At 71.2% G+C, this 26986-nt stretch carries 23 protein-coding genes and 1 riboswitch; of the genes, 17 read left to right on the top strand and 6 right to left on the bottom strand.

Annotated elements, in window-relative coordinates:
• The first annotated feature begins 133 nt into the window (after positions 1-133).
• Complete coding sequence (locus JO379_RS09600) at positions 134-1108, top strand: carbohydrate kinase family protein (RefSeq protein WP_130877390.1); 975 nt, start codon at positions 134-136, stop codon at positions 1106-1108.
• 71 nt (positions 1109-1179) lie between these two features.
• On the opposite strand, the gene JO379_RS09595 is transcribed toward JO379_RS09600, so the two are convergent.
• Positions 1180-2562, bottom strand: coding sequence for a cysteine desulfurase/sulfurtransferase TusA family protein (locus JO379_RS09595; RefSeq protein ID WP_130877389.1), 1383 nt, complete (start codon positions 2560-2562; stop codon positions 1180-1182).
• A gap of 474 nt (positions 2563-3036) precedes the next feature.
• On the opposite strand from JO379_RS09595, the gene ctaC reads away from it, so the two are divergent.
• The 4 genes from ctaC to JO379_RS09575 all read left to right on the top strand — a co-directional run bounded on the left by ctaC (position 3037) and on the right by JO379_RS09575 (position 7498).
• A complete protein-coding gene (gene ctaC, locus JO379_RS09590) occupies positions 3037-4008 on the top strand; it encodes an aa3-type cytochrome oxidase subunit II (RefSeq protein ID WP_130877388.1) in 972 nt (323 codons plus the stop codon).
• Complete coding sequence (ctaD, locus tag JO379_RS09585) at positions 4005-5735, top strand: aa3-type cytochrome oxidase subunit I (protein WP_130877387.1); 1731 nt, start codon at positions 4005-4007, stop codon at positions 5733-5735. Before ctaC ends, ctaD begins: the two co-directional genes overlap by 4 nt.
• Entirely contained in the window at positions 5732-6130 is a 399-nt protein-coding gene (locus JO379_RS09580) for a cytochrome c oxidase subunit 4 (protein WP_130877386.1), read from the top strand. Before ctaD ends, JO379_RS09580 begins: the two co-directional genes overlap by 4 nt.
• A gap of 120 nt (positions 6131-6250) precedes the next feature.
• Complete coding sequence (locus JO379_RS09575; RefSeq protein ID WP_209514590.1) at positions 6251-7498, top strand: L,D-transpeptidase; 1248 nt, start codon at positions 6251-6253, stop codon at positions 7496-7498.
• 58 nt (positions 7499-7556) lie between these two features.
• Here the strand turns inward: JO379_RS09575 and JO379_RS09570 are convergent, their stop codons facing one another.
• Positions 7557-7967, bottom strand: a complete 411-nt coding sequence (locus tag JO379_RS09570) for a DNA-binding transcriptional response regulator (protein ID WP_130877384.1) — start codon at positions 7965-7967, stop codon at positions 7557-7559.
• Positions 7968-8274: 307 nt separating this feature from the next.
• Here JO379_RS09570 and ctaE point away from each other — a divergent pair, with 307 nt between their 5' ends.
• From ctaE to JO379_RS09540, 6 genes are all read left to right on the top strand, one after another.
• Positions 8275-8895, top strand: coding sequence for an aa3-type cytochrome oxidase subunit III (gene ctaE, locus JO379_RS09565; RefSeq protein WP_130877383.1), 621 nt, complete (start codon positions 8275-8277; stop codon positions 8893-8895).
• A gap of 63 nt (positions 8896-8958) precedes the next feature.
• Positions 8959-9768, top strand: coding sequence for a cytochrome bc1 complex diheme cytochrome c subunit (gene qcrC, locus JO379_RS09560; protein WP_130877382.1), 810 nt, complete (start codon positions 8959-8961; stop codon positions 9766-9768).
• Positions 9765-10820, top strand: a complete 1056-nt coding sequence (qcrA, locus tag JO379_RS09555; protein WP_130877381.1) for a cytochrome bc1 complex Rieske iron-sulfur subunit — start codon at positions 9765-9767, stop codon at positions 10818-10820. Before qcrC ends, qcrA begins: the two co-directional genes overlap by 4 nt.
• Positions 10817-12445 carry a cytochrome bc1 complex cytochrome b subunit gene (gene qcrB / locus JO379_RS09550; protein ID WP_130877380.1) on the top strand — a complete coding sequence of 543 codons (1629 nt, stop codon included), beginning with the start codon at positions 10817-10819 and terminating at the stop codon, positions 12443-12445. The genes qcrA and qcrB overlap by 4 nt, the downstream gene beginning before the upstream one ends.
• A 150-nt stretch (positions 12446-12595) precedes the next feature.
• Positions 12596-13660 carry an anthranilate phosphoribosyltransferase gene (gene trpD / locus JO379_RS09545; protein ID WP_209514589.1) on the top strand — a complete coding sequence of 355 codons (1065 nt, stop codon included), beginning with the start codon at positions 12596-12598 and terminating at the stop codon, positions 13658-13660.
• Positions 13661-13843: 183 nt separating this feature from the next.
• Positions 13844-13960, top strand: a riboswitch (SAM riboswitch).
• Between the two features lie 185 nt (positions 13961-14145).
• Positions 14146-15543: an aminotransferase class V-fold PLP-dependent enzyme gene (locus JO379_RS09540; protein ID WP_209514587.1), complete on the top strand. Its 1398-nt coding sequence runs from the start codon at positions 14146-14148 to the stop codon at positions 15541-15543.
• Positions 15544-15622: 79 nt separating this feature from the next.
• On the opposite strand, the gene JO379_RS09535 is transcribed toward JO379_RS09540, so the two are convergent.
• Together JO379_RS09535 and JO379_RS09530 are read right to left on the bottom strand one after the other, a co-directional pair.
• Positions 15623-15904 (bottom strand): Lrp/AsnC family transcriptional regulator, encoded by a 282-nt coding sequence (locus JO379_RS09535; protein ID WP_130877377.1) that lies wholly within the window; start codon positions 15902-15904, stop codon positions 15623-15625.
• Complete coding sequence (locus JO379_RS09530; protein WP_130877376.1) at positions 15901-16698, bottom strand: rhomboid family intramembrane serine protease; 798 nt, start codon at positions 16696-16698, stop codon at positions 15901-15903. Before JO379_RS09530 ends, JO379_RS09535 begins: the two co-directional genes overlap by 4 nt.
• 181 nt (positions 16699-16879) lie before the next feature.
• On the opposite strand from JO379_RS09530, the gene JO379_RS09525 reads away from it, so the two are divergent.
• The 5 genes from JO379_RS09525 (at position 16880) to JO379_RS09505 (ending at position 22470) form a co-directional block, all read left to right on the top strand.
• Positions 16880-17119: a hypothetical protein gene (locus JO379_RS09525; protein ID WP_130877375.1), complete on the top strand. Its 240-nt coding sequence runs from the start codon at positions 16880-16882 to the stop codon at positions 17117-17119.
• A gap of 19 nt (positions 17120-17138) precedes the next feature.
• Positions 17139-18506: an NYN domain-containing protein gene (locus JO379_RS09520; protein WP_130877374.1), complete on the top strand. Its 1368-nt coding sequence runs from the start codon at positions 17139-17141 to the stop codon at positions 18504-18506.
• Between the two features lie 216 nt (positions 18507-18722).
• Complete coding sequence (locus JO379_RS09515; protein WP_130877373.1) at positions 18723-19790, top strand: C40 family peptidase; 1068 nt, start codon at positions 18723-18725, stop codon at positions 19788-19790.
• Between the two features lie 314 nt (positions 19791-20104).
• The gene (locus JO379_RS09510) at positions 20105-21166 is read left to right on the top strand and encodes a C40 family peptidase (RefSeq protein WP_130877372.1); all 1062 of its coding nucleotides are present in this window, start codon (positions 20105-20107) and stop codon (positions 21164-21166) included.
• Between the two features lie 41 nt (positions 21167-21207).
• Entirely contained in the window at positions 21208-22470 is a 1263-nt protein-coding gene (locus JO379_RS09505; protein WP_130877371.1) for a hypothetical protein, read from the top strand.
• A 13-nt stretch (positions 22471-22483) separates the two neighbouring features.
• Here JO379_RS09505 and JO379_RS09500 read toward each other — a convergent pair whose 3' ends face one another.
• Positions 22484-23725 (bottom strand): glycosyltransferase 87 family protein, encoded by a 1242-nt coding sequence (locus JO379_RS09500; RefSeq protein ID WP_130877370.1) that lies wholly within the window; start codon positions 23723-23725, stop codon positions 22484-22486.
• A gap of 231 nt (positions 23726-23956) precedes the next feature.
• On the opposite strand from JO379_RS09500, the gene JO379_RS09495 reads away from it, so the two are divergent.
• A complete protein-coding gene (locus tag JO379_RS09495) occupies positions 23957-25099 on the top strand; it encodes a glycosyltransferase family 4 protein (protein ID WP_130877369.1) in 1143 nt (380 codons plus the stop codon).
• Between the two features lie 65 nt (positions 25100-25164).
• Here the strand turns inward: JO379_RS09495 and JO379_RS09490 are convergent, their stop codons facing one another.
• Positions 25165-26961 carry an AMP-dependent synthetase/ligase gene (locus JO379_RS09490; RefSeq protein ID WP_209514585.1) on the bottom strand — a complete coding sequence of 599 codons (1797 nt, stop codon included), beginning with the start codon at positions 26959-26961 and terminating at the stop codon, positions 25165-25167.
• Positions 26962-26986: the final 25 nt, after the last annotated feature.

Below are 26986 nucleotides of genomic sequence, written 5' to 3'. Positions count from 1 at the left end.
CCTACTATTTGGTAATTTTGGCCGCTCAGTGGCTTGAAACGAGCACGGCGACGGTATCCGGACCCGGTAGCGTGGTGTGGCTCTTCTTGTTTTTCTCCTTATGTCACCTCGCCCCGCAGGGAGCAGACCAGCCGTGCGTATCGCAGTCACCGGCTCCATCGCCACCGACCACCTGATGACTTTCCCCGGCCGCTTCGCCGATCAGCTCGTGGCGGACCAGCTGCACACCGTTTCGCTGTCCTTCCTCGTCGACGAGCTCGACGTCCGCCGGGGCGGCGTCGGCCCCAACATCTGCTTCGGCATGGGCGTGCTCGGTCTGCGCCCGGTGCTGGTCGGCGCCGCCGGCCAGGACTTCGCCGAATACCGCGCGTGGCTCGACCGGCACGGCGTCGACACCGCGTCGGTGCGGATCTCCGAGGTCCTGCACACGGCCCGCTTCGTCTGCACGACGGACACCGACCACAACCAGATCGCGTCGTTCTACACCGGCGCGATGAGCGAGGCCCGCCAGATCGAGCTGCACCCGGTCGCCGAGCGGGTCGGCGGGCTCGACCTCGTCCTGATCGGCGCGGACGACCCCGAGGCGATGCTGCGCCACACCGAGGAGTGCCGCACCCGTGCCATCCCCTTCGCGGCCGACCCCTCCCAGCAGCTCGCCCGCCTGGAGGGCGACGACATCCGCCTGCTGATCGAGGGCGCCACGTACCTGTTCACCAACGAGTACGAGAAGGCCCTGATCGAGTCCAAGACGGGCTGGACGGACGCCGAGGTCCTCGCCAAGGTCGGCACCCGCGTCACCACCCTCGGCGCGCGCGGCGTCCGCATCGAGCGCACCGGCGAGCCCGCCATCGAGGTCGGCTGCGCCCAGGAAGAGGCCAAGGTCGACCCGACGGGCGTCGGCGACGCCTTCCGCGCGGGCTTCCTCGCGGGCCTGACCTGGGAGCTCTCCGTCGAGCGCGCCGCGCAGCTGGGCTGCATGCTCGCGACGCTCGTCATCGAGACCCTCGGCACCCAGGAGTACGAGCTGCGCCGCGGCCACTTCATGGACCGCTTCGCCAAGGCGTACGGCGAGGACGCGGCCGCCGAGGTCAAGGCTCACCTGGCGTAACCCGGGGCTCCGCCCCGGACCCCGGTCCTCAAACGCCGGACGGGCTGCAATGCAGCCCGTCCGGCTGCGCCCTAGACGCGACGCCGCACCACGTACGCCGCGCCCCGCTCCGCCGGGCGCTCGCCCACGTACTCCTGGTCCCGCATCGCGCACCACGCCGGGATGTCCAGCCGGGCCGCCTCGTCGTCGGACAGCACCGTGACCAGGCCGCCCGTCGGCACCTCGCCGATGACCTTCGCCAGCTCGATCACCGGGATCGGGCACCGCTTGCCGAGCGCGTCCAGGACCAGCTCCGGGGTACCGCCGGCCGCGGCCGGGGCCCCCGTGGGCGCACCCAGCTGTTCCCGCACGGACGACACCACCCGGGGCAGCACCTCCAGGAAACCCTCGACGTCCTCCTCGGTCGTGCCCGTCGGCAGCGACACCCGGATGTTGCCCTCCGACAGCGCCCCCATCGCCCGCAGCACATGGCTCGGGGCCAGCGTGCTGGAGGTGCAGGAGGAGCCGGAGGAGACGGAGAAGCCGGCCCGGTCCAGGGCGTGCAGCAGGGTCTCACCGTCGACATACAGACACGAGAAGGTGACCAGATGCGGCAGTCGCCGCTCCGGGTCGCCGACGACCTCGACGTCCGGTACGAGCTGTGGCACCCGCTCCCGGATCCGGTCCACCAGAGCCCGCAGCCGGGCCCCTTCGGCCGCCGCCTCCTGCCGTACGGCCCGCAGTGACGCGGCCGCCGCGATGATCGCGGGCAGGTTCGGGAAGCCGGGCGCCCGGCCCGACTCCCGCTCGTCCGCCGGCCCCCGCGCGGCGAACCGCACGCCCTTGCGCACGGCCAGCAGGCCCACCCCCGACGGCCCGCCCCACTTGTGCGCGCTCGCCGTCAGCAGGGACCAGCCGCCGGTGACCGGACCCCAGCCGAGCGACTGGGCGGCGTCCACGAGCAGCGGCACCCCCGCCGCCCGGCAGGCCTCGGCCACCTCGGCCACCGGCTGCTCCGTGCCCACCTCGTGGTTGGCCGACTGCAGCGCGGCCAGCGCGGTGTCCGGGCGCAGCGCCGCCGCGAACGTCCCGGGCTCGACCCGGCCCGTACGGTCCACCGGGACCTCGGTGACCGCGCCGCCCGCCGCCTGGAGCTCCGCCGCGCTCTGCAGCACGGCGGAGTGCTCGACGGCGGACACCGCCAGATGGCGGCCCACGCGCCGGCGGCCCGCGAGCGCCCCGGCGATCCCGTCGTGCAGGGCGCGGGTACCCGATGGGGTGAAGACGAGCTCGTCGGGCCGGCAACCGACGGCCTCCGCCGCGGCCTCGCGCGCGGCGTCCAGCAACAGCCGGGCCCGGCGGCCCTCCCGGTAGAGCCGCGCCGGGTCGGCCCAGCCCTCGTCGAGGGCGGCGAGCAGCGCCTGACGGGCGACGGGGTGCAGGGGGGCGGCGGACGCGGTGTCGAAGTAGGGCACGTGAGGAACGCTAACGCGCGGCGCGGCGGAAGCCGCGCTGCGGCGAGGAAGCGGCAGCCCCCGCCGGGGGAGCCTCTTCCCGTGGTGTCACCCGTGCACACGTGTGCGGAATGCGCGCCGGCCCCGTCCGCGGCCGATGGGACGGGGGGCCGGGGTGGCGGTCACCGGGCCTGCGGTGGGTCTCGCGCGCCCGCCACACCCGCCACCCCCGCACGGCCTCCGGCATCCGCTCCGTCGGTGACGCAGCCGCAGGTCGCGGCCGTCTGACGGTCCTCCAGATGGCCCACGGAGCCCCAGATTCCATCCCTTCGGGGAGTGACCCGGCGCGTTGGGCACCCTCCCCGCGCGACCCCAAATAGCGTCCAGTAGGGTTTGGTCCGCATAAACATCCAAACCCCTGCCCGCAGCGGGCCGGCGACCGACCCGAGACGGCCGCAGCCGGCCGCACGGGCGAGACTCTCGGGAAGGCGCTACGTGAGTCCCAACGGCTCCGACCGCTCGTCGCGGCGCCCGGTGCGGCGGAAGCTGCTGCAGGCGCTGGCCGCGGGCGCTGTCCTTGCGACCGCCACCGGTTGCACATCGAAGGACTTCCCCCGCCTCGGAATGCCCACTCCCGTCACGGAAGAGGCGCCGCGGATCCTCTCCCTGTGGCAAGGCTCTTGGGCCGCCGCCCTCGCGGTCGGCGTTCTGGTGTGGGGCCTGATCATCTGGAGCGTCATCTTCCACCGGCGCAGCCGGAGCAAGGTGCAGGTCCCTCCGCAGACCCGGTACAACATGCCCATCGAGGCGCTGTACACCGTGGTCCCGATCATCATCGTCTCGGTGCTCTTCTATTTCACCGCGCGCGATGAGAACAAGCTCCTGACCAACCCCGAGAAGCCGCAGCACGTCATCAACGTGGTCGGTTTCCAGTGGAGCTGGGCGTTCAACTACATGGAGAACGTCGACGGCAACGCCGCCACCCCGGCCAAGCCGCTCCGCGAGAACAAGGAGCTGGACGCGATCCCCGACCGGTTCCTGAAGAAGGCACCGGCCGGCGCCGAGGGCGTCTACGACGTCGGTGTCCCCGGTGACCGGAACCCGCAGAACAACAACCCGGGCCCCACGCTGTGGCTGCCCAAGGGTGAGACGGTCCAGTTCATCCTGACCTCGCGGGATGTCATCCACTCCTTCTGGGTGGTGCCCTTCCTGATGAAGCAGGACGTCTTCCCGGCGCACACCAACAGCTTCACGGTGACTCCGAACAAGGAGGGCACCTTCATGGGCAAGTGCGCCGAGCTCTGCGGCCAGGACCACTCCCGGATGCTCTTCAACGTCAAGGTCGTCTCTCCTGAGCGTTACCGGGCGCACCTGAAGGAGCTGGCGGCAAAGGGCCAGACCGGCTACCAGCCGGCGGGCATCGCGCAGACCCCTCACGCGAAGAACGCGGAGACCAAGAACAAGTGAGCATCCTCAACGAACCCCAGGGTGCCGCCGCCGCGACAGCCACGGCAGCACCGCCCGTACGCCAGAAGCAGCCCGGCAGTAATGTGATCAAGTGGCTCACCACCACTGACCACAAGACGATCGGCACGCTGTACCTGGTCACGTCGTTCGCGTTCTTCTGCATCGGCGGCGTGATGGCGCTCCTCATGCGCGCCGAACTCGCCCGTCCCGGCACGCAGATCATGTCGAACGAGCAGTTCAACCAGGCGTTCACGATGCACGGCACGATCATGCTGCTGATGTTCGCGACGCCGCTGTTCGCCGGATTCGCGAACTGGATCATGCCGCTGCAGATCGGCGCGCCCGATGTGGCGTTCCCGCGGCTGAACATGTTCGCCTACTGGCTCTACCTCTTCGGCTCGCTGATCGCGGTGGCCGGCTTCCTCACCCCGCAGGGTGCCGCCGACTTCGGCTGGTTCGCCTACACCCCGCTGTCGGACGCGGTCCGTTCGCCGGGTGTCGGCGCCGATATGTGGATCATGGGTCTGGCCTTCTCCGGCTTCGGCACGATCCTCGGTTCGGTCAACTTCATCACCACGATCATCTGCATGCGCGCGCCCGGCATGACGATGTTCCGCATGCCGATCTTCACGTGGAACGTCCTGCTGACCGGTGTCCTGGTCCTGCTGGCCTTCCCGGTGCTCGCCGCCGCGCTGTTCGCCCTGGAGGCGGACCGTAAATTCGGTGCGCAGATCTTCAACCCGGCCAACGGTGGCGGACTGCTCTGGCAGCACCTCTTCTGGTTCTTCGGACACCCAGAGGTGTACATCATCGCGCTGCCGTTCTTCGGCATCATTTCCGAGGTCATCCCGGTCTTCTCCCGTAAGCCGATGTTCGGCTACATCGGTCTGATCGCCGCGACGATTTCGATCGCCGGTCTGTCGGTGACGGTGTGGGCGCACCACATGTACGTCACCGGTGGTGTGCTGTTGCCCTTCTTCTCCTTCATGACCTTCCTGATCGCGGTCCCGACCGGTGTGAAGTTCTTCAACTGGATCGGCACCATGTGGAAGGGCTCGCTGTCCTTCGAGACCCCGATGCTGTGGGCCGTCGGCTTCCTGATCACCTTCACCTTCGGTGGTCTGACCGGCGTCATCCTGGCCTCGCCCCCGATGGACTTCCACGTCTCCGACTCGTACTTCGTGGTCGCGCACTTCCACTACGTCATCTTCGGCACCGTGGTGTTCGCGATGTTCTCCGGCTTCCACTTCTGGTGGCCGAAGTTCACGGGCAAGATGCTGGACGAGCGCCTGGGCAAGATCACCTTCTGGACGCTGTTCGTGGGCTTCCACGGCACGTTCCTGGTGCAGCACTGGCTGGGTGCCGAGGGCATGCCGCGTCGCTACGCGGACTACCTCGCGGCCGACGGCTTCACCCTGCTGAACACCATCTCGACGATCAGCTCGTTCCTGCTCGGTCTGTCGATGCTGCCCTTCATGTACAACGTGTGGAAGACCGCGAAGTACGGCAAGAAGGTGGAGGTCGACGACCCGTGGGGCTACGGCCGTTCGCTGGAGTGGGCGACGTCCTGCCCGCCGCCGCGGCACAACTTCCTCACCCTGCCGCGGATCCGGTCCGAATCCCCGGCGTTCGACCTGCACCACCCGGAGATCGCGGCTCTCGAGCTCGAAGAGAACCTCTCCGCGGATGACAAGGCCCTCGCGGGTGGCAAGGAGGCCGGCAAGTGAAGATCCAAGGACGGATGTTCATCTGGCTCGCCGTCTTCATCCTCGCCATGGCGGCCGTCTACGGCGTGTGGTCGAAGGAGCCGGTCGGTACCACGGCGCTGTTCATGGCCTTCGGCCTGAGCATCATGATCGGCTACTACCTGGCGTTCACCGCGCGCCGGGTGGACACCGGTGCCCAGGACGACAAGGACGCGGACGTCGCGGACGACGCCGGTGAGCTGGGCTTCTTCGCCCCGCACAGCTGGCAGCCGCTGTCCCTGGCCGTCGGTGGCGCGATCGCCTTCCTGGGCGTCATCTTCGGCTGGTGGCTGATGTACTTCGGAGCGCCGATCATCATGATCGGTCTCTTCGGCTGGGTGTTCGAGTTCTACCGCGGCGCGGACCAGAACCAGTAGGTTCACCGCACGTCGGCGATCGGGCCCCGCACACCTCGGTGTGCGGGGCCCGATCGCGTTTGCACCCGTTCGGAGTCACCCCGCGAGCCCCGCCTGGCGTTCCTCCCTACCGTGGTGACCATGAGCCACTCACCTCGACGCCGCACGGCGCTCGCCTGCGCCATGCTGGCGATTCCCGTGGCGCTGGGGGCCGCCGCGTGCGGCGGCTCGTCCAACCCCCTGGCCGCCAAGCCCTACGACGCCACCCGGAACGTGTCCCTCACCAGTGCCCGGGAAGGCAAGCCGGCCGACCCGAGCAAGCCGCTGGAGGTACGGGCCGAGCACGGTGACAAGATCACCGACGTCACCGCGACGGACGCCGCCGGGCGGTACGTCAAGGGCGAGCTGGCAGCCGACGGGTCCAGCTGGCACAGCACCGGCGCGCTGTCCGCCGGCGCGCACTACACCGTGCGCGTCAGCGTGGAGGACGAGGAGGGGGCCCAGGGGCGCCGGACGCTCGGTTTCGACACCAGCGCGGCCGACCGGCTGCTGCGCGTCACCTTCGGCCCGCAGAAGGGCACCTACGGCGTCGGACAGCCCATCACCGCCGAGCTCAGCGCCCCCGCCCCGGACCCCGCCGCGCGGGCCGTCATCGAACGCACCCTGCGCGTCGACTCCACCCCCGCCGTCGAGGGCGCCTGGCACTGGGTGGACAACCGGACGCTGCACTACCGTCCGCGCGAGTACTGGCCCGCCCACGCCACCATCGACGTGCGCTCCGGCCTGAACGGCATCAAGGTGGGCGCCGGTCTCTACGGCGGCCCCTCCACGCCCCTGAGGATCACCACCGGCGACCGCATCGAGGCCGTCACGGACGCGAGCGCGCACTACATGACCGTGCTGCGCAACGGCCAGCAGATCCGGTCCATCCCGGTGACCACCGGCAAGCCCGGCTTCGCCACCCGCAACGGGGTCAAGGTGATCCTCGGCCGGGAATCCTTCGTACGGATGCGCGGCACCAGCATCGGCATCGCGGAGGGCAGTTCGGACTCCTACGACCTGCCGGTCCACTGGGCCACCCGGGTCACCTGGAGCGGCGAGTACGTGCACGCCGCCCCCTGGTCCGTGGGATCGCAGGGGGCGGACAACGTCAGCCACGGCTGCACGGGGATGAGCACCGACAACGCCAAGTGGTTCTTCGACACCGTCAAGGTCGGCGACATCGTGAAGGTCATCGGCAGCACGGGGGAGACGATGACGCCGTTCGACAACGGCTTCGGCGACTGGAACATGCCCTGGGAGACATGGCGCAAGGGCAGTGCCCTCGTGGCCGGGAAGCAGGACGGGAGCAGCCCCGCCGATGCGGCCCGCCTGCGACCGAGGGTGTGACCGAGGGCGCAGGCGGCGGCGGGCCCCGCTGGGCCCGCCGGGGCCTGCGGGCGTGCCCTCAGCCCCGGGCCTCCTGCACCGCCGGTTCGGCGCGCAGCAGCCCGGCCAGGGCGTCGGCGAACGCCACCGGGTCCACCGGGTGCGTCACCACCGCCTCCGCCCGGCTCCAGGTGGCCAGCCAGGCGTCCTGCGGGCGCCCGATGAGCAGCAGCACGGGCGGGCAGCGGAAGACCTCGTCCTTGAGCTGCCGGCAGACGCCCATGCCGCCGGCGGGGGCCGTCTCGCCGTCCAGCACGCACACGTCGATGTGCCGCTCGTCCAGGGTCTTCAGGACGGCGGGCAGGGTCGCGCACTCCACGTACTCCACCGGCGGCACATCGGCCGCGGGACGCCGTCCCGCGGCCAGCCGCACCTGCTCCCGGGTGCCCGCGTCGTCGCTGTAGACCAGCACCGTGGCAGTCGGCTGCATCGTTCCTCCAGGCTCATGAACAGGCTCGTGAACAGAAGTGCGGACAAGCGTGCGGGCGGATTCCCGGGGACGGGCGCCACCTGGCGGATGCTACTCCGCGAGCGCCGCGCCGGAGGAGGGGTCGGCATCGGGGAAGATCGGCCGGACGTGCCGTCAGCACCGGTCGCGACGGGGCTCGCGGAGCCCTGCGGAACGTCTGCTTCCCCCCTTTGGGGGACGCTCGCAATGGGCCGTACGAGCAGGGCATACGCTCTTGACACACCGAACGGCACCCCCCGGAGTGAGCGCGAGATAAGGGACCGACATAATGTCGGTCGTGGCGACAGCAACAGCAGTAGATACCGGGCACGCGCACCCCTCGGTCAACCGACCGAACCTCACCAGCGTCGGAACCATCATCTGGCTGAGTTCCGAGCTGATGTTCTTCGCGGCCCTCTTCGCGATGTACTTCACCCTGCGATCGGTGATGGGCGCCGACCATTGGAAGGAAATGGCGGACAGCCTGAACCTTCCGTTCTCGGCGACCAACACCACGATCCTGGTGCTCTCCTCCCTCACCTGCCAGCTCGGTGTCTTTGCGGCCGAGCGCGGCGACGTGAAGAAGTTGCGCACATGGTTCGTGGTCACCTTCGTGATGGGTGCCATCTTCATCGGCGGCCAGGTCTTCGAGTACACCGAACTGGTCAAGAAGGACGGGCTCTCGCTCTCCTCCGACCCGTACGGCTCGGCCTTCTACCTGACGACCGGCTTCCACGGCCTGCATGTGACGGGCGGTCTCATCGCCTTCCTGCTGGTCCTGGGCAGGACGTACGCGGCCAAGAGGTTCACCCACCACCAGGCGACGGCGGCCATCGTCGTGTCCTACTACTGGCACTTCGTCGACGTGGTCTGGATCGGGCTCTTCGCCACGATCTACTTGATCAAGTAATCGGTCCCGCACCGGACCAACAGTCCAGCATCGACGCAGAAGATCCTGACACCGGGGTAATCCGTGAAAAAGCTCTCCGCACGACGACGCCATCCGCTGGCGGCGGTCGTCGTCCTACTCTTCGCGCTGGCGGTAACTGGGGGGCTGTACGCCGCGTTCGCGCCCGCGGACACGGCCAAGGCCGATGACACCGCCCAGTCCCTTGCCATCGAGGAGGGCAAGAAGCTCTACTCCGTGGGCTGCGCAAGCTGCCACGGCACCGGCGGTCAGGGCACCACCGACGGCCCGAGCCTGGTCGGCGTGGGTGCCGCGGCCGTCGACTTCCAGGTCGCCACCGGCCGCATGCCGCTGCAGCAGCAGGGCGCCCAGGCGCCCAAGAAGAAGGCGATCTACTCGCAGGCCGAGATCGACCAGCTCGCCGCGTACATCGCCTCGCTCGGCGCCGGCCCCTCGGTTCCGTCCAAGAGCCAGTACAGCCCGGACGGCGCGGACATCGCCAAGGGTGGGGAGCTCTTCCGTACGAACTGCGCCCAGTGCCACAACTTCACCGGCAAGGGTGGCGCTCTCTCGAACGGCAAGTACGCCCCGCCGCTCGACGATGTCGACCCGAAGCACATCTACGAGGCCATGCAGACCGGCCCGCAGAACATGCCTTCCTTCCCCGACACCACGATGACGGAGAAGAACAAGAAGGACATCATCGCGTACCTCGACACGGTCAACAGCAGCAAGTCGGAGAGCCCGGGCGGCCTCGAACTGGGTGGGCTCGGCCCGGTCAGTGAGGGTCTGTTCGCGTGGATCTTCGGTCTGGGTGCGATGATCGCCGTCGCCATCTGGGTCGCGGCCCACACCGCTAAGGCCAAGAAGTCATGAGTAGCCAAGACATTCCAGAAGAGAACCTGCCGAGCACGCAGGGCGACGCGCACGCCACCGCCGTAGCCGTCGCGGGCGACCCGTTCGCCGACCCCGGCCTGCCGCCGCACGAGCACCGCATCCAGGACATCGACGAGCGGGCCGCCAAGCGCTCCGAGCGCGTGGTCGCGTTCCTGTTCGTCCTGTCGATGCTGGCGACCGTCGGCTTCATCGCCTCGTACGTGACCCTGCCGGTCGACAAGATCGTCTACATCTTCCCGCTCGGTCACATCAGCGCGCTGAACTTCGCGCTGGGCATGACCCTCGGTGTGGCGCTGTTCTGCATCGGCGCGGGCGCGGTCCACTGGGCCCGCACCCTGATGTCCGACGTCGAGCACGCCGACGAGCGGCACCCCATCGCCGCCGAGCCCGAGGTCAAGGCCAAGGTCCTGGCCGACTTCAAGCAGGGCGCGGAGGAGTCGACCTTCGGCCGGCGCAAGCTGATCCGCAACACCATGTTCGGCGCGCTGGCCCTGGTGCCGCTCTCCGGTGTGGTGCTGCTGCGCGACCTCGGTCCGCTGCCGGGCACCAAGCTCCGCAAGACCGCCTGGTCCGCGGGCAAGATGCTGATCAACCAGAACACGAATCAGCCGCTGCGCCCCGAGGACATCCAGGTCGGGTCCCTCACCTTCGCCATGCCCGAGGGCATGAAGGAGGAGGACCACGACTTCCAGAAGGAGATCGCCAAGGCGTCCCTGATGATCGTCCGGCTCCGTCCGGAGAACATCAAGGACAAGCAGGAACTCGACTGGTCGGCCGACGGCATCGTCGCGTTCTCCAAGATCTGCACGCACGTCGGCTGCCCGATCAGCCTGTACGAGCAGCAGACGCACCACGTGCTCTGCCCGTGCCACCAGTCGACCTTCGACCTCGCCGACGGCGGACGAGTGATCTTCGGCCCGGCCGGTCACGCGCTTCCGCAGCTGCGGATCAAGGTCAATGACAAGGGCTACCTTGAGGCCATGGGCGACTTCGCCGAGCCCGTCGGTCCTGCCTACTGGGAGCGCGGATGAGTACTTCAACAGCTGACAACCAGCGCAAGGCGCCCGCCGGTGAGCGGATGGCCGACTGGGCGGACGGCCGACTGGGCATCTACGGCCTGGCCAAGGCCAACATGCGCAAGATCTTCCCGGACCACTGGTCCTTCATGCTGGGTGAGGTCGCGCTCTACAGCTTCATCATCATCATCCTCACGGGTGTGTATCTGACGCTGTTCTTCCACCCGAGCATGAACGAGGTCGTCTACCACGGCTCGTACGTCCCCATGCAGGGCATGCGGATGTCGGAGGCGTTCCAGTCGACGCTCAACATCAGCTTCGACGTCCGTGGCGGTCTGCTGATCCGGCAGATCCACCACTGGGGTGCGCTGATCTTCCTCGCGGCGATGTTCGTGCACATGATGCGCGTCTTCTTCACGGGTGCCTTCCGCAAGCCGCGTGAGGTCAACTGGCTGTTCGGCTTCCTGCTGTTCGTGCTGGGCATGTTCACCGGCTTCACCGGCTACTCCCTGCCGGACGACCTGCTCTCGGGCACCGGCGTCCGCTTCATGGAGGGCGCGATCCTGTCCGTGCCGATCGTCGGTACGTACATCTCGTTCTTCCTGTTCGGCGGCGAGTTCCCCGGCTCGGACTTCGTGCCGCGGTTCTTCTCCATCCACGTTCTGCTGCTGCCGGGCATCATGCTCGGTCTGCTGGTGGCGCACCTGATCCTGGTGTTCTTCCACAAGCACACCCAGTTCCCCGGCCCCGGCCGGACGAACAAGAACGTGGTCGGCATGCCGCTGCTGCCGGTCTACATGGCCAAGGCCGGAGGCTTCTTCTTCCTGGTCTTCGGTGTGATCGCGGCGGTCTCCGCGATCGCGACGATCAACCCGATCTGGGCGATCGGCCCGTACCGGCCGGACCAGGTGTCCACCGGCGCGCAGCCCGACTGGTACATGGGCTTCTCCGAGGGCCTGATCCGTGTCATGCCGGGCTGGGAGATCAACCTCTGGGGCCACACCCTGGTCCTGGGCGTCTTCATCCCGCTGGTGATCTTCCCGCTGGTCCTCCTGGCCATCGCGGTCTACCCGTTCATCGAGTCCTGGGTGACCGGCGACAAGCGGGAGCACCACCTGCTGGACCGCCCGCGCAACGCCCCGACGCGCACCGCGTTCGGTGCCGCCTGGATCAGCGTGTACTTCGTGCTGCTGATCGGTGGTGGAAACGACCTGTGGGCCACCCACTTCCACCTCTCGATCAACGCCATCACCTGGTTCGTCCGGGTCGGCTTCTTCGTGGTGCCGGTACTGACCTTCATCGCCACGCGCCGGATCTGCATGGGTCTCCAGCGCCGCGACCGGGACAAGGTGCTGCACGGACGCGAGTCCGGCATCATCAAGCGCCTGCCGCACGGTGAGTTCGTCGAGGTCCACGAGCCGCTGTCGCAGGAGGCCCTGCACACCCTCACCGCGCACGAGCAGCCCAAGCCGCTCGAGCTCGGCCCCGAGGTCGACGAGAACGGCGTGAAGCGCAAGCTGAGCGCCACGGAGAAGCTCCGCGTGAAGCTCTCGAAGGGCTTCTACGGCGAGGGGACGCACATCCCCAAGGCCACCGCGGAGGAGTACCAGGAGATCACCAGCGGCCACGGCCACCACTGATCCCCGTCCGACCGATCACTGATCGCCACGGCAAGAGCCCCGTCCATGCGCTGGACGGGGCTCTTCGCCGTCCCCGCTCCTGGATAGGCTGGACCCGCGAACACCGCGAACACCGCGGCATCACGGATTCGACCACCAGGAGCGTGGACCATGAACGTTGTGACCCCGGCAGGCGGCGACAGCGCGACGGCCCGCACCTGGCCGGGTGTGCTCGACGCCCTCCTCGCCGGTGTGGACCTGAGCGCGGACGACACCGCCTGGGCCATGGACCGGATCATGCGCGGTGAGGCGACCGACGCCCAGATCGCGGGCTTCGCGGTGGCGCTGCGCGCCAAGGGCGAGACGGTCGCCGAGATCTCCGGTCTCGTACGGACCATGTACGCGCACGCCAACCTCATCGAGGTGCCCGGCCCGAGCGTGGACATCGTCGGCACGGGCGGCGACGGCGCCAAGACCGTCAACATCTCCACCATGTCCGCGATCGTCGTGGCCGGCACCGGCGCGAAGGTCGTCAAGCACGGCAACCGCGCCGCCTCCTCCGCGAGCGGCGCCTCGGACGTGCTGGAGAAGCTGGGCGTCAATCTGGACCTCACCCCGCGCCGGGTGGTGGAGGTGGCCGAGGAAGCCGGCATCACCTTCTGCTTCGCGGTGAAGTTCCACCCCGCCCTGCGCCATGTGGCGCCCGCCCGCCGCGAGTTGGGCATCCGCACCACGTTCAACGTGCTCGGCCCGCTGACCAACCCCGCGCGGGTCAAGGCCCAGGCGACCGGCGTCGCCGACGCCCGGATGGCGCCCATCCTGGCCGGCGTCCTCGCCGAGCGCGGCGCCTCCGCGCTCGTCTTCCGCGGCGACGACGGGCTGGACGAGCTGACCACCACCGCGACCTCCCAGGTGTGGATCGTCGGGGGCGGCGAGGTGCGCCGCGAGGCCTTCGACCCGCGGGACGTGGGGATCGACCTGGTGCCCGTGGAGGCACTGCGGGGCGCGGACGCCTCGTACAACGCCGATGTCGCCCGGCGGCTGCTGGACGGCGAGACCGGCCCCGTACGGGACGCGGTGCTGCTCAACTCGGCGGCGGCGCTGGTTGCCCTGGAGCCGACCGGCGCCCCGCTGGCCGAGCAGATCACGGCGGGCCTCGCGAAGGCGGCGGAGTCGATCGACTCGGGCGCGGCGAAGCGGGCGCTGGAGCGGTGGGTCCTGGCCAGCAACGGTTAGCCTGGCCGGCGCGCGTCGTCGGCGGTGGGCCGTCTTGCCGCCTGCGGCGACGGGCGCCCTGCGGGCGCGTCCTCAATCGCCGGACGGGCTGGTTGTGGCCGAGCTCGGCCACAACCAGCCCGCAGGTTCCGCCATCCGGACGCCCATACCGCGCGAAGATCGGCTGTGCCATACTCTTCGCCAGGTCACGAGTGACAGCGACATAGGCCCCGGCCCGCTGTCCGGCAACCCTCCTTCCGTGGCGGGGTGCCCCGGGTGATGACCGGGTCGCAGACAAGAGGTCTGCGGCAAGCGCGGATCCCTCGCCAGGGATCCTGGTCGTCGAGGGAGCTTCTTCCGTGATGCAGCGAATGCGATAGGGCCTACGGCCCGTTTCCCGTGAACTCCGCGCGCCTTGGCGCGCGCTGGAGTTCGGTTTCCCGCACGCCGGTGACGCCTTCCCGTGTGCGTATCCGCAATCCCCCCTGTCTGCAGGAGAATTCGCCATGTCCGCATGCCCTGTTGCCGCCACGGCCGCCACCGACACCGCCACCATCGAGGCCCCCGCCGACGCGCCCCTGCCGGTCCTCGGCCACGACGTGCGGGTGCCGCTCGTCACCGGGGGCGAGGTGCCGTACGCGGCGCTCGACTACGCGGCCAGCGCCCCGGCGCTGCGGCGGGTGTGGGACGACGTCGCCGCGTACGCGCCCTACTACGGGAGCGTGCACCGCGGGGCCGGTTACCTCTCGCAGCTGTCGACCGACCTGTTCGAGAGCAGCCGGGCGGACGTGGCTGCCTTCCTCGGCTGCCGCCCCACCGACCAGGTCGTCTTCACCCGCTCCACCACCGACTCGCTGAACCTGCTCGCGGCCGTCGTTCCGGCCGGCACCCGGGTCTTCGTCTTCGAGACCGAGCACCACGCCTCGCTGCTGCCGTGGGAGCGGCGTGAGGACGTCGACGTCACCTATCTCGACGCGCCGCGCACCCCGGGCCAGGCGGTCCGGACGCTGGAGGAGGCCCTCGCCGCACGCGAGCCGTACGGTCCGGCCCTGGTCTGTGTGACCGGTGCGTCCAATGTGACGGGTGAGCTGTGGCCCGTGCGGGAGCTGGCCGCCGCCGCGCACGCGCACGGCGCCCGGATCGTGCTGGACGCCGCGCAGCTGGCCCCGCACCACCCGGTGGACGTCGCGGAGCTGGACGTCGACTGGGTCGCCTTCTCCGGGCACAAGCTGTACGCGCCCTTCGGCGCCGGTGTACTGGCCGGGCGCGCGGACTGGCTCCAGGCCGGCGAGCCGTATCTGGCGGGCGGCGGAGCGAGCCGCAAGGTCGCGCGGCGCGACGGGGGCGGGGTGGACGTCGAGTGGCACGACACCGCGGCCCGGCACGAGGCGGGCTCGCCCAACGTCATCGGGGTGTACGCCATCGCTGCGGCCTGCAAGGCGCTCACGGAGGCCGGTTTCGAGCGGCTCGTCGCGCGCGAGCAGCGGCTCGTCGAGACGGTACGGGCGGGCCTCGCGGAGGTGCCCGGGGTCAAGGTGCTCTCGCTGTTCGGCGACGACGCCCCGCGCGTGGGGGTCATCTCCTTCGTCGTGGAGGGCTGGAACAGCTCGCACTTCGCCGCGGCGCTCTCCGCGGAGTACGGGATCGGGGTCCGCGACGGGCTCTTCTGCGCGCACCCGCTGGTGCGGACGCTGCTGGGGGACGACTCCCGCGAGGCGGGGGAGTGCGGTGCGCCGGACGGCGCCGCGGGTGAGGGCCCGCAGCTCAACGCCCTCCGCGTCAGCTTCGGCGCGGGCACGCCGGACGAGCATGTCGAGCGCTTCGTGACGGCGGTGGGGGAACTGGTCCGGGACGGTGCGCGGTGGTCCTACCGGACGGAGGGTGGGCGCTGCGTTCCCGCGTAACCGGGGCTCCGCCCCGGGCCCCGGTCCTCAATCGCCGGACGGGCTCATTCAGCCTGTCCGGCGATTGAGGACAAACGAACTACGAGTCGAGGCCGATCGCGAAGGCCGCTTCCAGGTCGTGGCTGGAGTACGTGCGGAACGCGATGTGCGTCTCCGTGGAGGCCACGCCCGGGACCTTGCTGATGCGGCCGGGGATGACGTCCGCGAGGTCGTCGTGCCGGGCCACCCGCACCATGGCGATCAGGTCGTGCGCGCCGGTGACCGAATAGACCTCGCTGACGCCCTCCAACGCGGCGATCTTCTCGGCGATCTCGGGGATCCGGTCCACGTCGGTCTTGATGAGCACGATCGAAGTGATCACGGCTGGCTCCTATCGGGGGTCCCGGGGTCGCCCCCGGGAGCGGGCGACTCCTCGCGGGACCTGGCTGCGGCCTTCACTCTATCCGCAGGTCCGCAGCGGGCCCACGCGCAGACGAAGCCGAGGCAGAAGCCCATCACGTGGGCCAGGTAGGCCACTCCGGGGCGGTCGCCCGCCGTGCGCGCGGCGAGCCATTGCAGCGCGAACCAGAAGAGCAGCACTGCCCACGCCGGAAACCGCAGGGGCAGAAAGAAGAGGAACGGGAAGAGGCTGGTGACACGGGCCTTGGGGAAGAGATAGAGGAACGCACCGAGCACCCCGGAGATCGCCCCGGACGCGCCGACGAGCGTCTGGGCGGAGTGGGCGTGCACGGCCGCGTAGCCGAGCAGCGCCAGATAGCCCGTGGCGAGATAGAAGAGGACGAAGGGGATCCGGCCCAGTCGTTCCTCCGTCATCGCGCCGAAGACGTAGAGGAAGAGCATGTTCCCCAGCAGGTGCAGCCAGTTGCCGTGCACGAAGAGGGCGGTGAACGGCGTGCACAGCTCCGAGGTCGGGCCGAGCCACAGCTCCTCGGGCACCACGCCCCAGCGCCCGAAGTAGGTGGTCTGCGCGGCGATCAGCTCGGCGCCGGTGCCATAGGAGGCGTTGAAGCCCGAGGCGGGGCCGAGGAGGAAGACGACGCAGCAGATGCCGAGGAGGGTGTAGGTCATCACGGGGGTCGGCACGCGGGTCGCACGGGCACCGTCACGGGGGCCGGGGAATGCCGCCTTTCCGAGACGTACTACCTTTCCGATCATGGTCAGATCATTGCGTACCGTGCGCAACCTGCCCAGAGTGCCTCGCCGGGCCGTCCGCGCGGGCCTGCGCACCGCGTCGCGAGACCGGCAGGCCGTAGGGTTACGGGGAAGACACTCCCGCGGTTCGACGACGCGGCCCGCCCGGGGGCCGCGGCAGCAGACGACGAGGACGGACGACACGATGGGTGTTCCCCAGCCGACAGCCGAGACCCGGTGGCGCTGCACGCTGTGCGGCAATCTCACCCGGTTCGACGTGACCCGTTCGACCAGGGCCGTCGAGTACGTCCACCTCGACCTGGCGGGAGAGCCGAACGTGGAGGAGCGCGAGGTGGTCAGTGAGACCATCGAGTCCGTGCGTTGCCGTTGGTGCAACGCGGTCGACCAGATCGAGCTGGTGGACCGGCCGGGCGCGGGCGCCTGAAGAACGGGAGCGTTGAACGGTGGTGGAGCACACAGGCGGCGAGGCGGCCGGTGACGCCGGCGGGGCCGACGGTGTTGCCGAGGTGCTCGACCGTCCGCTGCCCGAGGGGATCAGGCGACGGGTCGTCGGGCTCGTCGCGGAGGCGTTCGGCGGGCTGACGGTCGCCGAACTGCCTCCTCAGCTACGGCAGTACGCCCGGTTCACGCCGAGCCGGCGGGCCAAGTTCGCGGGCAACGCCATGGCCGCCGCGGTGGAGAACGACGCCGTCTTCCGGCAGCGCATCTCCGCCCGGCTGCGCGAGGGCGGGTCCGAGCTGGCCGAGGCGCTGGACGCCGGGTCCCCGCCGGCCGCCGCCGACCCGGAGGACGTGGCGGCCATGGCCTATGTGCTGCGGCCGCTCGGCTGGGTCAAGCTGGTCACCGCGGCCGGCGAGGAGGCCCAGCGGGCCGGCGCCGAGCGGGCGGGCCAGGAGGCGCAGCGCGAATTGCGGCAGCTGCGCGAGGAGCTGGCCGCCGCGCGCGCCGAGGCCCGTACGGAGTCCGACCGGGCCCGCGCGGAGCTGGACGCGGTGCGCAAGGAGGCCGAGGCCGCGCAGCGCAAGCTGCGCAGCGCGGTCAGCGACGTGCGGCGCGGCGAGGCGGCCCTGCGCAAGGCGCAGGCCGAGCTGGAGACCGTGCGTGCGGCCGCCGCGGGCGAGAAGACGGCTGCCTTGGGCGAGGCGCGGCGGCTCAAGGCGCGGCTGGCGGAGGCCGAGTCGGCGCTGGAGGCGAGCCGCCGTGCGGTGCGCGAGGGGCGCAGCGTGGAGGACATGCGGCTGCGGCTGCTGCTCGACACCGTCCTGGACGCGGCGCAGGGCCTGCGGCGCGAGCTGGCCCTGCCGCCCGCGTCGGTGCGCCCGGCGGACACGGTGGACGCGGTGGAGCCGGGCCGGATGACGCCCAAGGACATCGCCAACCGCGCGCTGTCGGAGACCGATCCGGCGCTGCTGGACCAGCTGCTGGCGCTGCCGCAGGCCCACTTGGTGGTCGACGGCTACAACGTCACCAAGACCGGCTATCCGACGATGCCGCTGGACAAGCAGCGGCTGCGGCTGCTGGGCGGGCTCGCGATGCTGGCCGCGCAGACGGGCGCGGAGATGACGTGCGTCTTCGACGGCGCCGAGCTGGCCGCACCGGTGCTGCTCGCGCCGCCGCGCGGGGTGCGGGTGCTGTTCAGCAAGGCCGGGGTGACGGCGGACGAGCTGATCCGGCAGCTGGTGCGTGCCGAGCCGCCGGGCCGGCCGGTGGTCGTGGTCTCCACGGACCGGGAGGTGGCCGACGGGGTCGCGAAGGCGGGCGCGCGGCCGGTCGCATCGGCCTTGCTGCTCAAGCGACTTGCGCGTACCTGAGCGTGGGGCGGCCGTCACCTACTGTGTCATCTTCGTAAAAGATGCGTCGACGGCCGGAATTTTTCGCAGCAGAGTTTGAACGGACTGCGGGAAGGTCACTAAGGTCGGGCCTCGAACCTTCGCGCGGTTGTTCATCCATTCGGGGTGACGGCGAGGGTCCCGCCGAGCCCGCGGAGCCTGCGCGGTAGGCGGCCCCAGGAAAAGGAGCTCGTCTCCGTGGCGTCCCACCGTCGACCCAAGCAGCCGGGCCGCGCCCGCGTGACCGTGCTCACCGCGACCGCCGCGGCGGCCGTCGCCCTCTCGGCCCAGGGCGCGCACGCCGATCCGCAGGCGTCCAAGCAGGACGTCAAGTCGAAGGTCGACAAGCTCTACGAGGAAGCCGAGCAGGCCACCGAGAAGTACAACGGGGCCAAGGAGAAGCAGGACAAGCTGGACAAGCAGGTCAGCGACCTCCAGGACAAGGTCGCCCGCGGCCAGGAGGAGCTCAACAAGCTCCGCAACAGCCTCGGTTCGATGGCCACCGCGCAGTACCGCACCGGCAGCATCGACCCCTCCCTGCAACTGCTGCTGTCCTCCGACCCGGACAGCTATCTGGAGCGGGCCTCCACGCTCGACCAGCTCACCACCAAGCAGGCGGAGACCCTCCGTCAGATAGCCGGCAAGCAGCGCACCCTGAAGCAGGAGCGCCAGGAGGCCGCCGACAAGCTCGCCGACCTGGAGTCCACGCGCAAGGCGCTGGGGGACAAGAAGAAGGAGATCCAGGGCAAGCTTTCCGACGCCCAGGAACTCCTCAACACCCTCTCGGCCAAGGAGAAGGCCGAGGTCACGGGCGAGGACAAGGCGCAGGAGGGCAAGGACGCCGCCGACCGCGCCAACCGCTCCGGCGGCAGCCGCACGGACCCGGGGGGCTCGGGCAAGCCCGTGCCCGAGTCGCAGCGCGCCGGCGGTGCGCTCGGTGCCGCACAGGGCAAGATCGGCTCCCCGTACGTCTGGGGCGCGACCGGCCCCAACTCCTTCGACTGCTCCGGGCTGACCTCCTGGGCGTACTCGCAGGCGGGCGTCACCCTGCCCCGTATGTCGCAGGACCAGGCGAACGCCGGCACCCGCATCTACGACCAGGGCTCCCTCAAGCCCGGCGACCTGGTGATCTTCTACGGCGATCTGCACCACGTCGGCCTGTACGCGGGCAACGGCCAGGTGCTGCACGCCCCGAAGCCGGGCGCCAACGTGCGCTACGAGGCCATGGGCAACATGCCCTTCCAGTTCGGGGTGCGCGTCGGCTGACGCCCCCACCGGGGCTCCCGGCCGCTCTCCCGCGACCCTCATGAGCCCCACCCGCACCCCGGGTGCGCCCCAGGCCCGTCCTCCGCGGCGGGCCTGAGCGACACACCGCCCTTTCGGGCGAATCCCGGAACCCTCCGCTGACTCCACGCCCCGCCGGTGACCTGCGTCTCCGGCGGGGCGTCGCGTTTCCCGCCCCGCGCGGTCTTTGAACCCGGGGTGATCGCGCCGCTACTGTCTGGCGCGCGGTGCCCCGCTGTCGTACGCCCGACCCGGGCGGCAGGGGCCGCACACAGTGAAAGGGAGTGCGGCTTCCCGTGGCGTTCCATCGCCGTCCCGCGCCGACCGGTCTCAACCGGTCCGTCCGGGTCACCGTCCTGTCCGCCGCCATGGCCACCGCGGCCGCCGCTCTGTCGGCGGCACCCGCGGACGCCCGGCCCGGCGAAGGGACGGACGGTGGCAACCGGGCGTCCGGGACGGTGAAGGCACAGGTCGACCGGCTCTACGAGGAAGCGGAGCGGGCCACCGAGAAGTTCAACGCCGCCGACGAGCGCACCGACGGCCTGCGCGAGCGGGTGGAGCGGGCCGCCGACCGGGTCGCGCGCGGCCAGGAGCGGGTCAACCGGCTGCGCACCGCCCTCGGCATGATCGCCACCGCGCAGTACCGCAGCGGCGGCACCATGGACCCGGCCATCGAGCTGCTGCTGTCCTCCGACCCCGACGGCTATCTGGAGCGGGCCGCCACCCTCGACCGCGTCACCGGCCGTCAGGCCGACCAGCTGCGGACCCTCCAGGGCGCACAGCGCGAACTGCGCCAGGAGCGGGCCGAGGCCGCCCGGATCCTCGAGGACCTCGAGGCCGGCCGCCGGGCCGTCGTACGGCACAAGCAGGAGGTCGAGCGGAAGCTCGCCACGGCCCGCAGGCTGCTGAACTCGCTGCCCACGGCGGACCGGGAGGAGTACGGCCGCGCGTCGCGCTCCGACCGCGGCGACGGTGTCCTCGCCGCCGCGCTGCCGAGCCTCGCCCCCACCTCCTCCCGGGGCGCTGCGGCCGCCATGGCCGCCCGCTCCGCCGTCGGCTCCCCGTACGCCTGGGGCGCCACCGGCCCGAGCGCCTTCGACTGCTCGGGGCTCATGCAGTGGGCGTACGGGCGCGCGGGCGTGGGCCTGCCGCGCACCTCGCAGGCACAGCGGAACGCCGGCCGGCACGTCTCGCTGTCCGAGGCCCAGCCCGGCGACCTGGTGATCTACCGGGCCGACGCCAGCCACGTGGGCATGTACGTGGGCAACGGGCAGGTCGTCCACGCCCCCTACCCCGGTGCCCGGGTCCGCTACGACCCGGCCAACATGATGCCGATTTCCTCCGTCACCCGGCCATGAGCGCGCCCTGAACGCCTGCCACCCGCCCGGCGGCTCGTACGATGCGGGGCGTGACAGGGCGACAGCGGTGGGGCGGAAGACGCGTGGCGTGCGGCCTGGCGGTGGTCCTGTTCGGCGCCCAGGCCCTGACCGGCTGCGGGCCGATGGGCTCCTCGGCCGGACCGGACGCCGACGACAGATCGGTGCAGCGGCTGCTGGACCGGTGGGCCGACGCGCTGCGCGGCCGTGACGAGGCCGCCTTCCTGGCCGCCGTGGACCCTCGGGCGACGGGTTACCGCGCCGCGCGGCAGCGGGTGTTCGACCGGATCGAGGACGTACCGCTGGCCGACTACGGCTACCGGCTGGTGCGCCGGGGAGGCTTCGCCCCCGCGCCCGGCGACGGCCACCGCGTCGCCGTCGAGGCCGAGCTGCGCTACCGGATCGCCGGCTACGACACCGCGCCCGTCACGGCCCCCGCGCGGCTGACGCTCGTCAAACGCGGCGGCCGCTGGTACGTCGCCGCCCAGGACGACCGTGACGGCGGCCGGCAGCTGTGGGAGCAGGGCACGGTGACGGTCGTGCGCGGCGCGCACAGCCTCGTCCTCGGCGTCGGCCAGGACCGGGGGCGGCTGCGGGCCCTCGCGGGCCTCGCCGACCGCGCGGTGCCGGCTGTGAGCGCGGCCTGGCGGGGGAAGTGGGCGGGGCGGGTGGTGGTCGAGATGCCGGCCTCGCTGGACACCATGGCGGCCCTGCTGGGGGCGCCCGCCGCCGGCTACCGGGGCATCGCGGCGGTCACGACGGGAGAGGTCGGTGGCGCCGGTGCCGCTCCGGCCGACCGGATCATCGTCAACCCCGAGGCGTACGGCGTCCTCGGCGACTTCGGCCGCCGCGTGGTGCTCACCCACGAGACCGCCCACGTCGCCACCCGCGCGCTGACCTCCCCGGCCACCCCGTTGTGGCTCTCCGAGGGCTTCGCCGACTGGGCCGCCTACCGCGACACCGACCGCACCCCGCGCCAGGCCGCCCCCGAGCTGGCCCGCGCCGTCACCGGCGGTGAGCTGCCGCGGCGGCTGCCCGAGGACGGGGAGTTCGGCTTCGCGGGCGAGTCCGGGCGGCTGGCCCGCGCCTACGAGGAGGGCTGGCTGGCCTGCCGCATGATCGCCGACGAGTGGGGCGAGGAGAAGCTCGTCGCCTTCTACCGCGCGGTGGGCGGGCACAGCCGACGGGCGGGCGCCGTCGAGGACGCCCTGCGCGACGTGCTCGGGGTGAACCTCGTCGACTTCACCGCGCGCTGGCGTGCCTATCTGGAGGCCGCGCTCGGCTGACGCCGCCCGGCCCTCACTTGGCGACCAGCGCCGACGACCGCTCGGCGGGCGGTTCGGGCGTCCCGGTCGGACCCGCCTCGGTCACCGTCTCCCGCCACAGCCGGGTGCACGAGAGCAGGGTCGCCACGACCAGCAGCAGATTGCGCAGCGTCAGCGTCGTCACGCCCAGCTTGTCGCTGGCCACGACGTGCGAGAACCAGATGGGGAACTCGAGCTGGGTGAGCGGCGCCGCCAGCAGCACCAGGGCGACGGGCAGCCCCTGCCGGGTCGTCCGCATCGTCATGCACACCGCCGCCAGGCCGATCAGCCAGATCAGGTACTGCGGGCTGATCACCCGGCTGGTGGTGGTGAACAGCAGCACGGCGGCGAAGGCCGCGTCGTAGGGCGTGCACGCCGTGAACCGCCGCGCCCGCACCCGCCACAGCAGCAGCCACCCGAAGGCCAGCACGCTCAGGCCCAGCGCCAGCCGGCTCATCGTGCGGACGTACGGGCCGAGGAACTCCACCGAGCCGTAGTGCAGCCGCGCGTGGCCCTCCCAGCCGAAGTGCCGCCCCAGATGGAAGACCAGCGACCCCAGCGACTCGATCTCCGTGCCCCGGTCGCGCTGGAAGGTCAGGAACGCCAGTGCCCCCGGCATCGCCACGGCGAAAAGCAGCCCCAGCACGAGCCCCGTGAGCAGCGCGGCACCCCAGGCGGAGCGGGTGCGGCGGCCGCGCGGGGTGCCGACGAGCAGCAGCACCGGCCAGACCTTCAGCAGCGCCCCGAAACCGGCGAGCGCCCCCGAGAGCCGGGCCCCGGCCGGGCGCGCCGCGGCCAGCAGCGCCGCGACGGACACGGCGGTCACCATGACGTCGTAGCGGGCGTAGACGATCGGGCCCAGCAGCGGCACCCCGGCCACCCACACCCACACCCCCGCCCGGCTGCGCCTGCCGCCCCGCACGGTGAACAGCAGCATCGCGAAGACCAGCACGTCCGCCAGGAAGCACATCAGGAAGAACGCCGGCGCGTAGTCGAGGAACGGCAGCAGCCCGGGGGAGAGCACGGCCAGCGCCGCGGCCGGCGGGTACTGCCACGTCACGTCGTCCAACGGGAAGGTGCCCGTCTTCAGCACCCCGTACCAGCCCTGGTAGATCACCTCGATGTCGATCCCGACGTCCGATCCGGGCAGCACCCACACCCGGAACACGCACAGCAGCAGAACGGCCCGGGTGACGGCCCACACCACGATCGAGAGCCGCAAGCCAGTGCCCGCCATGATTCACCTCGTCCATTCACGGTCCACGCACGGTTCACGATCCACGCACGTCCCTACACGCTCCGTCACTCCAAGGCATGATGGCCGGTCGAGGCGGCCCGCGCGCGGTGACGTGGCGGGACGAAGGTCCAGAGGCACCCCGGCGGCGGCCGGGGGAGCACCCGGTACTGTCGGGGCGCGATGTCACGGCCCCAGGCCACCAGCCGAGCGACCCCCAGCCGAAAGACCCCCGTGCACAAGACCCTGATCGTCACCAATGACTTTCCGCCCCGGCCCGGCGGCATCCAGGCCTTCCTGCACAACATGGCGCTGCGCCTGGACCCGGCGGACGTCGTCGTCTACGCCTCGACGTGGAAGCGCGGCCGGGAAGGCGCCGAGGCCACCGCGCGCTTCGACGCCGAGCAGCCCTTCGAGGTCGTCCGCGACCGCACCACGATGCTGCTGCCCACCCCCCGGGTCACCCGCCGCGCCACCGCGCTGCTGCGCGAACACGGCTGCACCTCCGTGTGGTTCGGTGCCGCCGCGCCGCTGGGCCTGATGGCCCCCGCGCTGCGCCGCGCCGGGGCCCGGCGGCTGGTCGCCACCACCCACGGGCACGAGGCGGGCTGGGCCCAGCTGCCCGCCTCCCGGCAGCTGCTGCGCCGGATCGGCGAGGGCACGGACACGATCACCTATCTGGGGGAGTACACCCGCTCCCGGATCGCCGCCGCGCTGACGCCCGAGGCGGCCGCGCGGATGGTCCAACTGCCGCCCGGCGTGGACGAGAAGACCTTCCACCCGGCCTCCGGCGGCGACGAGGTCCGCGCCCGCCTCGGGCTCGCCGACCGCCCCGTCGTGGTGTGCGTCTCCCGCCTCGTGCCGCGCAAGGGCCAGGACACCCTGATCGAGGCCATGCCGCGGATCCTCGCGGCGGTCCCGGACGCGGTGCTGCTGATAGTCGGCGGCGGGCCCTACGCGAAGGACCTGCGGGCGCTCGCCGAGCGCACCGGCGTCGCCCACGCGGTCCGCTTCACCGGGCCCGTCCCGTGGGAGGAGCTGCCCGCCCACTACGGCGCCGGCGACGTCTTCGCCATGCCCTGCCGCACCCGCCGCGGCGGCCTGGACGTCGAGGGGCTCGGCATCGTCTACCTGGAGGCGTCGGCGACGGGTCTCCCGGTGGTCGCGGGCGACTCCGGCGGCGCCCCCGACGCCGTCCTCGACGGCGAGACGGGCTACGTGGTCCGCGGCGGCTCCGCCGAGGAGTCCGCCGACCGCGTCATCGCGCTGCTGGGCGACCCGGAACTCAGGCGCCGCATGGGCGAGCGGGGCCGCGCGTGGGTGGAGGAGCGGTGGCGCTGGGACCTCTTGGCCGACCGCCTGCGGAAACTGCTTTAAAGGCCGGGCGGGCTCGATAAATCGAGCCCGCCCGGCGATTGAGGGCAATCTTCAAAAGCGCACCGCTACGCGTGGTAAATCGCTTCGATCTCCCCCGCGAAGTCCTTCGCCACCACATTCCGCTTCAGCTTGAGCGACGGCGTCACATGCCCGGAATCCTCGGTGAACTGCGCGGGCAGGATGCGGAACTCGCGTACCGACTCCGCCTTGGAGACCGCCGCGTTGCCGTCGTCCACGGCCTTCTGCACATCGGCCAGCAGCTCGGCGTCGTCGGCCAGCTCCGAGGGCGTCGTGCCGGCCGGGCGGCCGTGCTCCGCCAGCCAGCGCGGCAGGAAGTCCTCGTCGAGGGTGATCAGCGCGCCCACGAACGGCCGGCCGTCGCCGACGACCATGCACTCGGCGATCAGGGCGTGCGAGCGGATCCGGTCCTCGATCACCGCGGGCGCGACGTTCTTGCCGCCCGCCGTCACGATGATCTCCTTCTTCCGGCCGGTGATCGCGAGGTAGCCGTCCTCGTCGAGCGTGCCCAGGTCGCCGGTGTGGAACCAGCCGTCGGAGAGCGCCTCCTTGGTGGCCTGTTCGTTGTTCCAGTAGCCCGTGAACAGGTGCTCGCCGTGCAGCAGGACCTCGCCGTCGTCGGCGATGCGGACCACCGAACCCGGCAGCGGCTGCCCGACCGAACCGATCTTCTGCCGGTCCCAGGGGTTGAAGGCGGTCGCGGCACACGTCTCGGTCAGGCCGTAGCCCTCCAGGACCGTGAAGCCGATGCCGCGGTAGAAGTGGCCGAGCCGCTCGCCCAGCGGCGCGCCGCCGGAGATCGCGTGGGTGGCCCGGCCGCCCAGCACCGCGCGCAGCTTGCTGTAGACCAGCTTGTCGAAGATCTTGTGCTTGATCCGGAGGCCGAACGACGGCCCCGCCGGGGTGTCCTGCGCGCGGCTGTAGGCGATCGCGGTGTCCGCGGCCCGGTCGAAGATCTTGCCCTTGCCGTCCGCCTGGGCCTTGGCCCGTGCGCCGTTGTAGACCTTCTCGAAGACCCGCGGCACGCCCAGCACCAGCGACGGCCGGAAGGACTGGAGGTCGTCGGTGAGATTGCGGATGTCGCTGACGAGGCCCAGCCGGATCGGGGCCATCACCGAGGCGATCTCGACCAGCCGCCCGAAGACATGGGCGGCGGGCAGGAAGAGCAGCACGGACGAGTCACCGGTGCGGAAGAGCGGCTTGAGCCGCTCGACCACGTTGCCGCACTCGGCGAAGAAGCTGCGGTGGGTCAGCACACAGCCCTTCGGGCGGCCGGTGGTGCCCGAGGTGTAGACGATGGTGGCGGGGGAGTCGGCGGTGGCGACGGCGCTGCGCTCGTCGACGTCCTCGTCGGTCAGCTCCTCACCCGCCGCCCGCAGCCGGTCGAGCGCGCCGCGCTCGATCTGCCAGATGTTCGCGAGGTCCGGCAGCCGGTCCCGGACGGACTCCACGGCGGCCTCGTGCGCGGGGGACTCCACCAGGCAGGCCACGGCACCGGAGTCGCCGAGGATCCACTGGATCTGCTCGGGCGAGCTGGTCTCGTAGACGGGCACGGTCACGCCGCCCGCGCTCCAGATGGCGAAGTCCAGCAGCGCCCACTCGTAGCGGGTGCGGGACAGCAGGGCGACCCGGTCGCCGGGGCGGATGCCGGAGGCCATCAGACCCTTGGCGGCCGCACGGACCTCCGCCAGGAACTGGGTGGCGGTGACGTCCTGCCACCGGCCGTCGACCTTGCGCCCTATGACGGCGACGTCAGGATGCTGCGCGGCGTTGCGGCGGATCAGATCCGTCAGGTTTCCGTCCGCGGGGACCTCGTACAGGGCCGGAAGGCTGAACTCGCGCAAGACTGCTGCTCCTCGTCGGGCGCCG

Origin of the sequence: Streptomyces syringium, assembly GCF_017876625.1 — a bacterium.
Taxonomy (GTDB): Bacteria; Actinomycetota; Actinomycetes; order Streptomycetales; family Streptomycetaceae; genus Streptomyces; species Streptomyces syringius.
The sequence above is the reverse complement of the archived record's forward strand: the minus strand, read 5'-3'. Positions and strand labels throughout refer to the sequence as shown.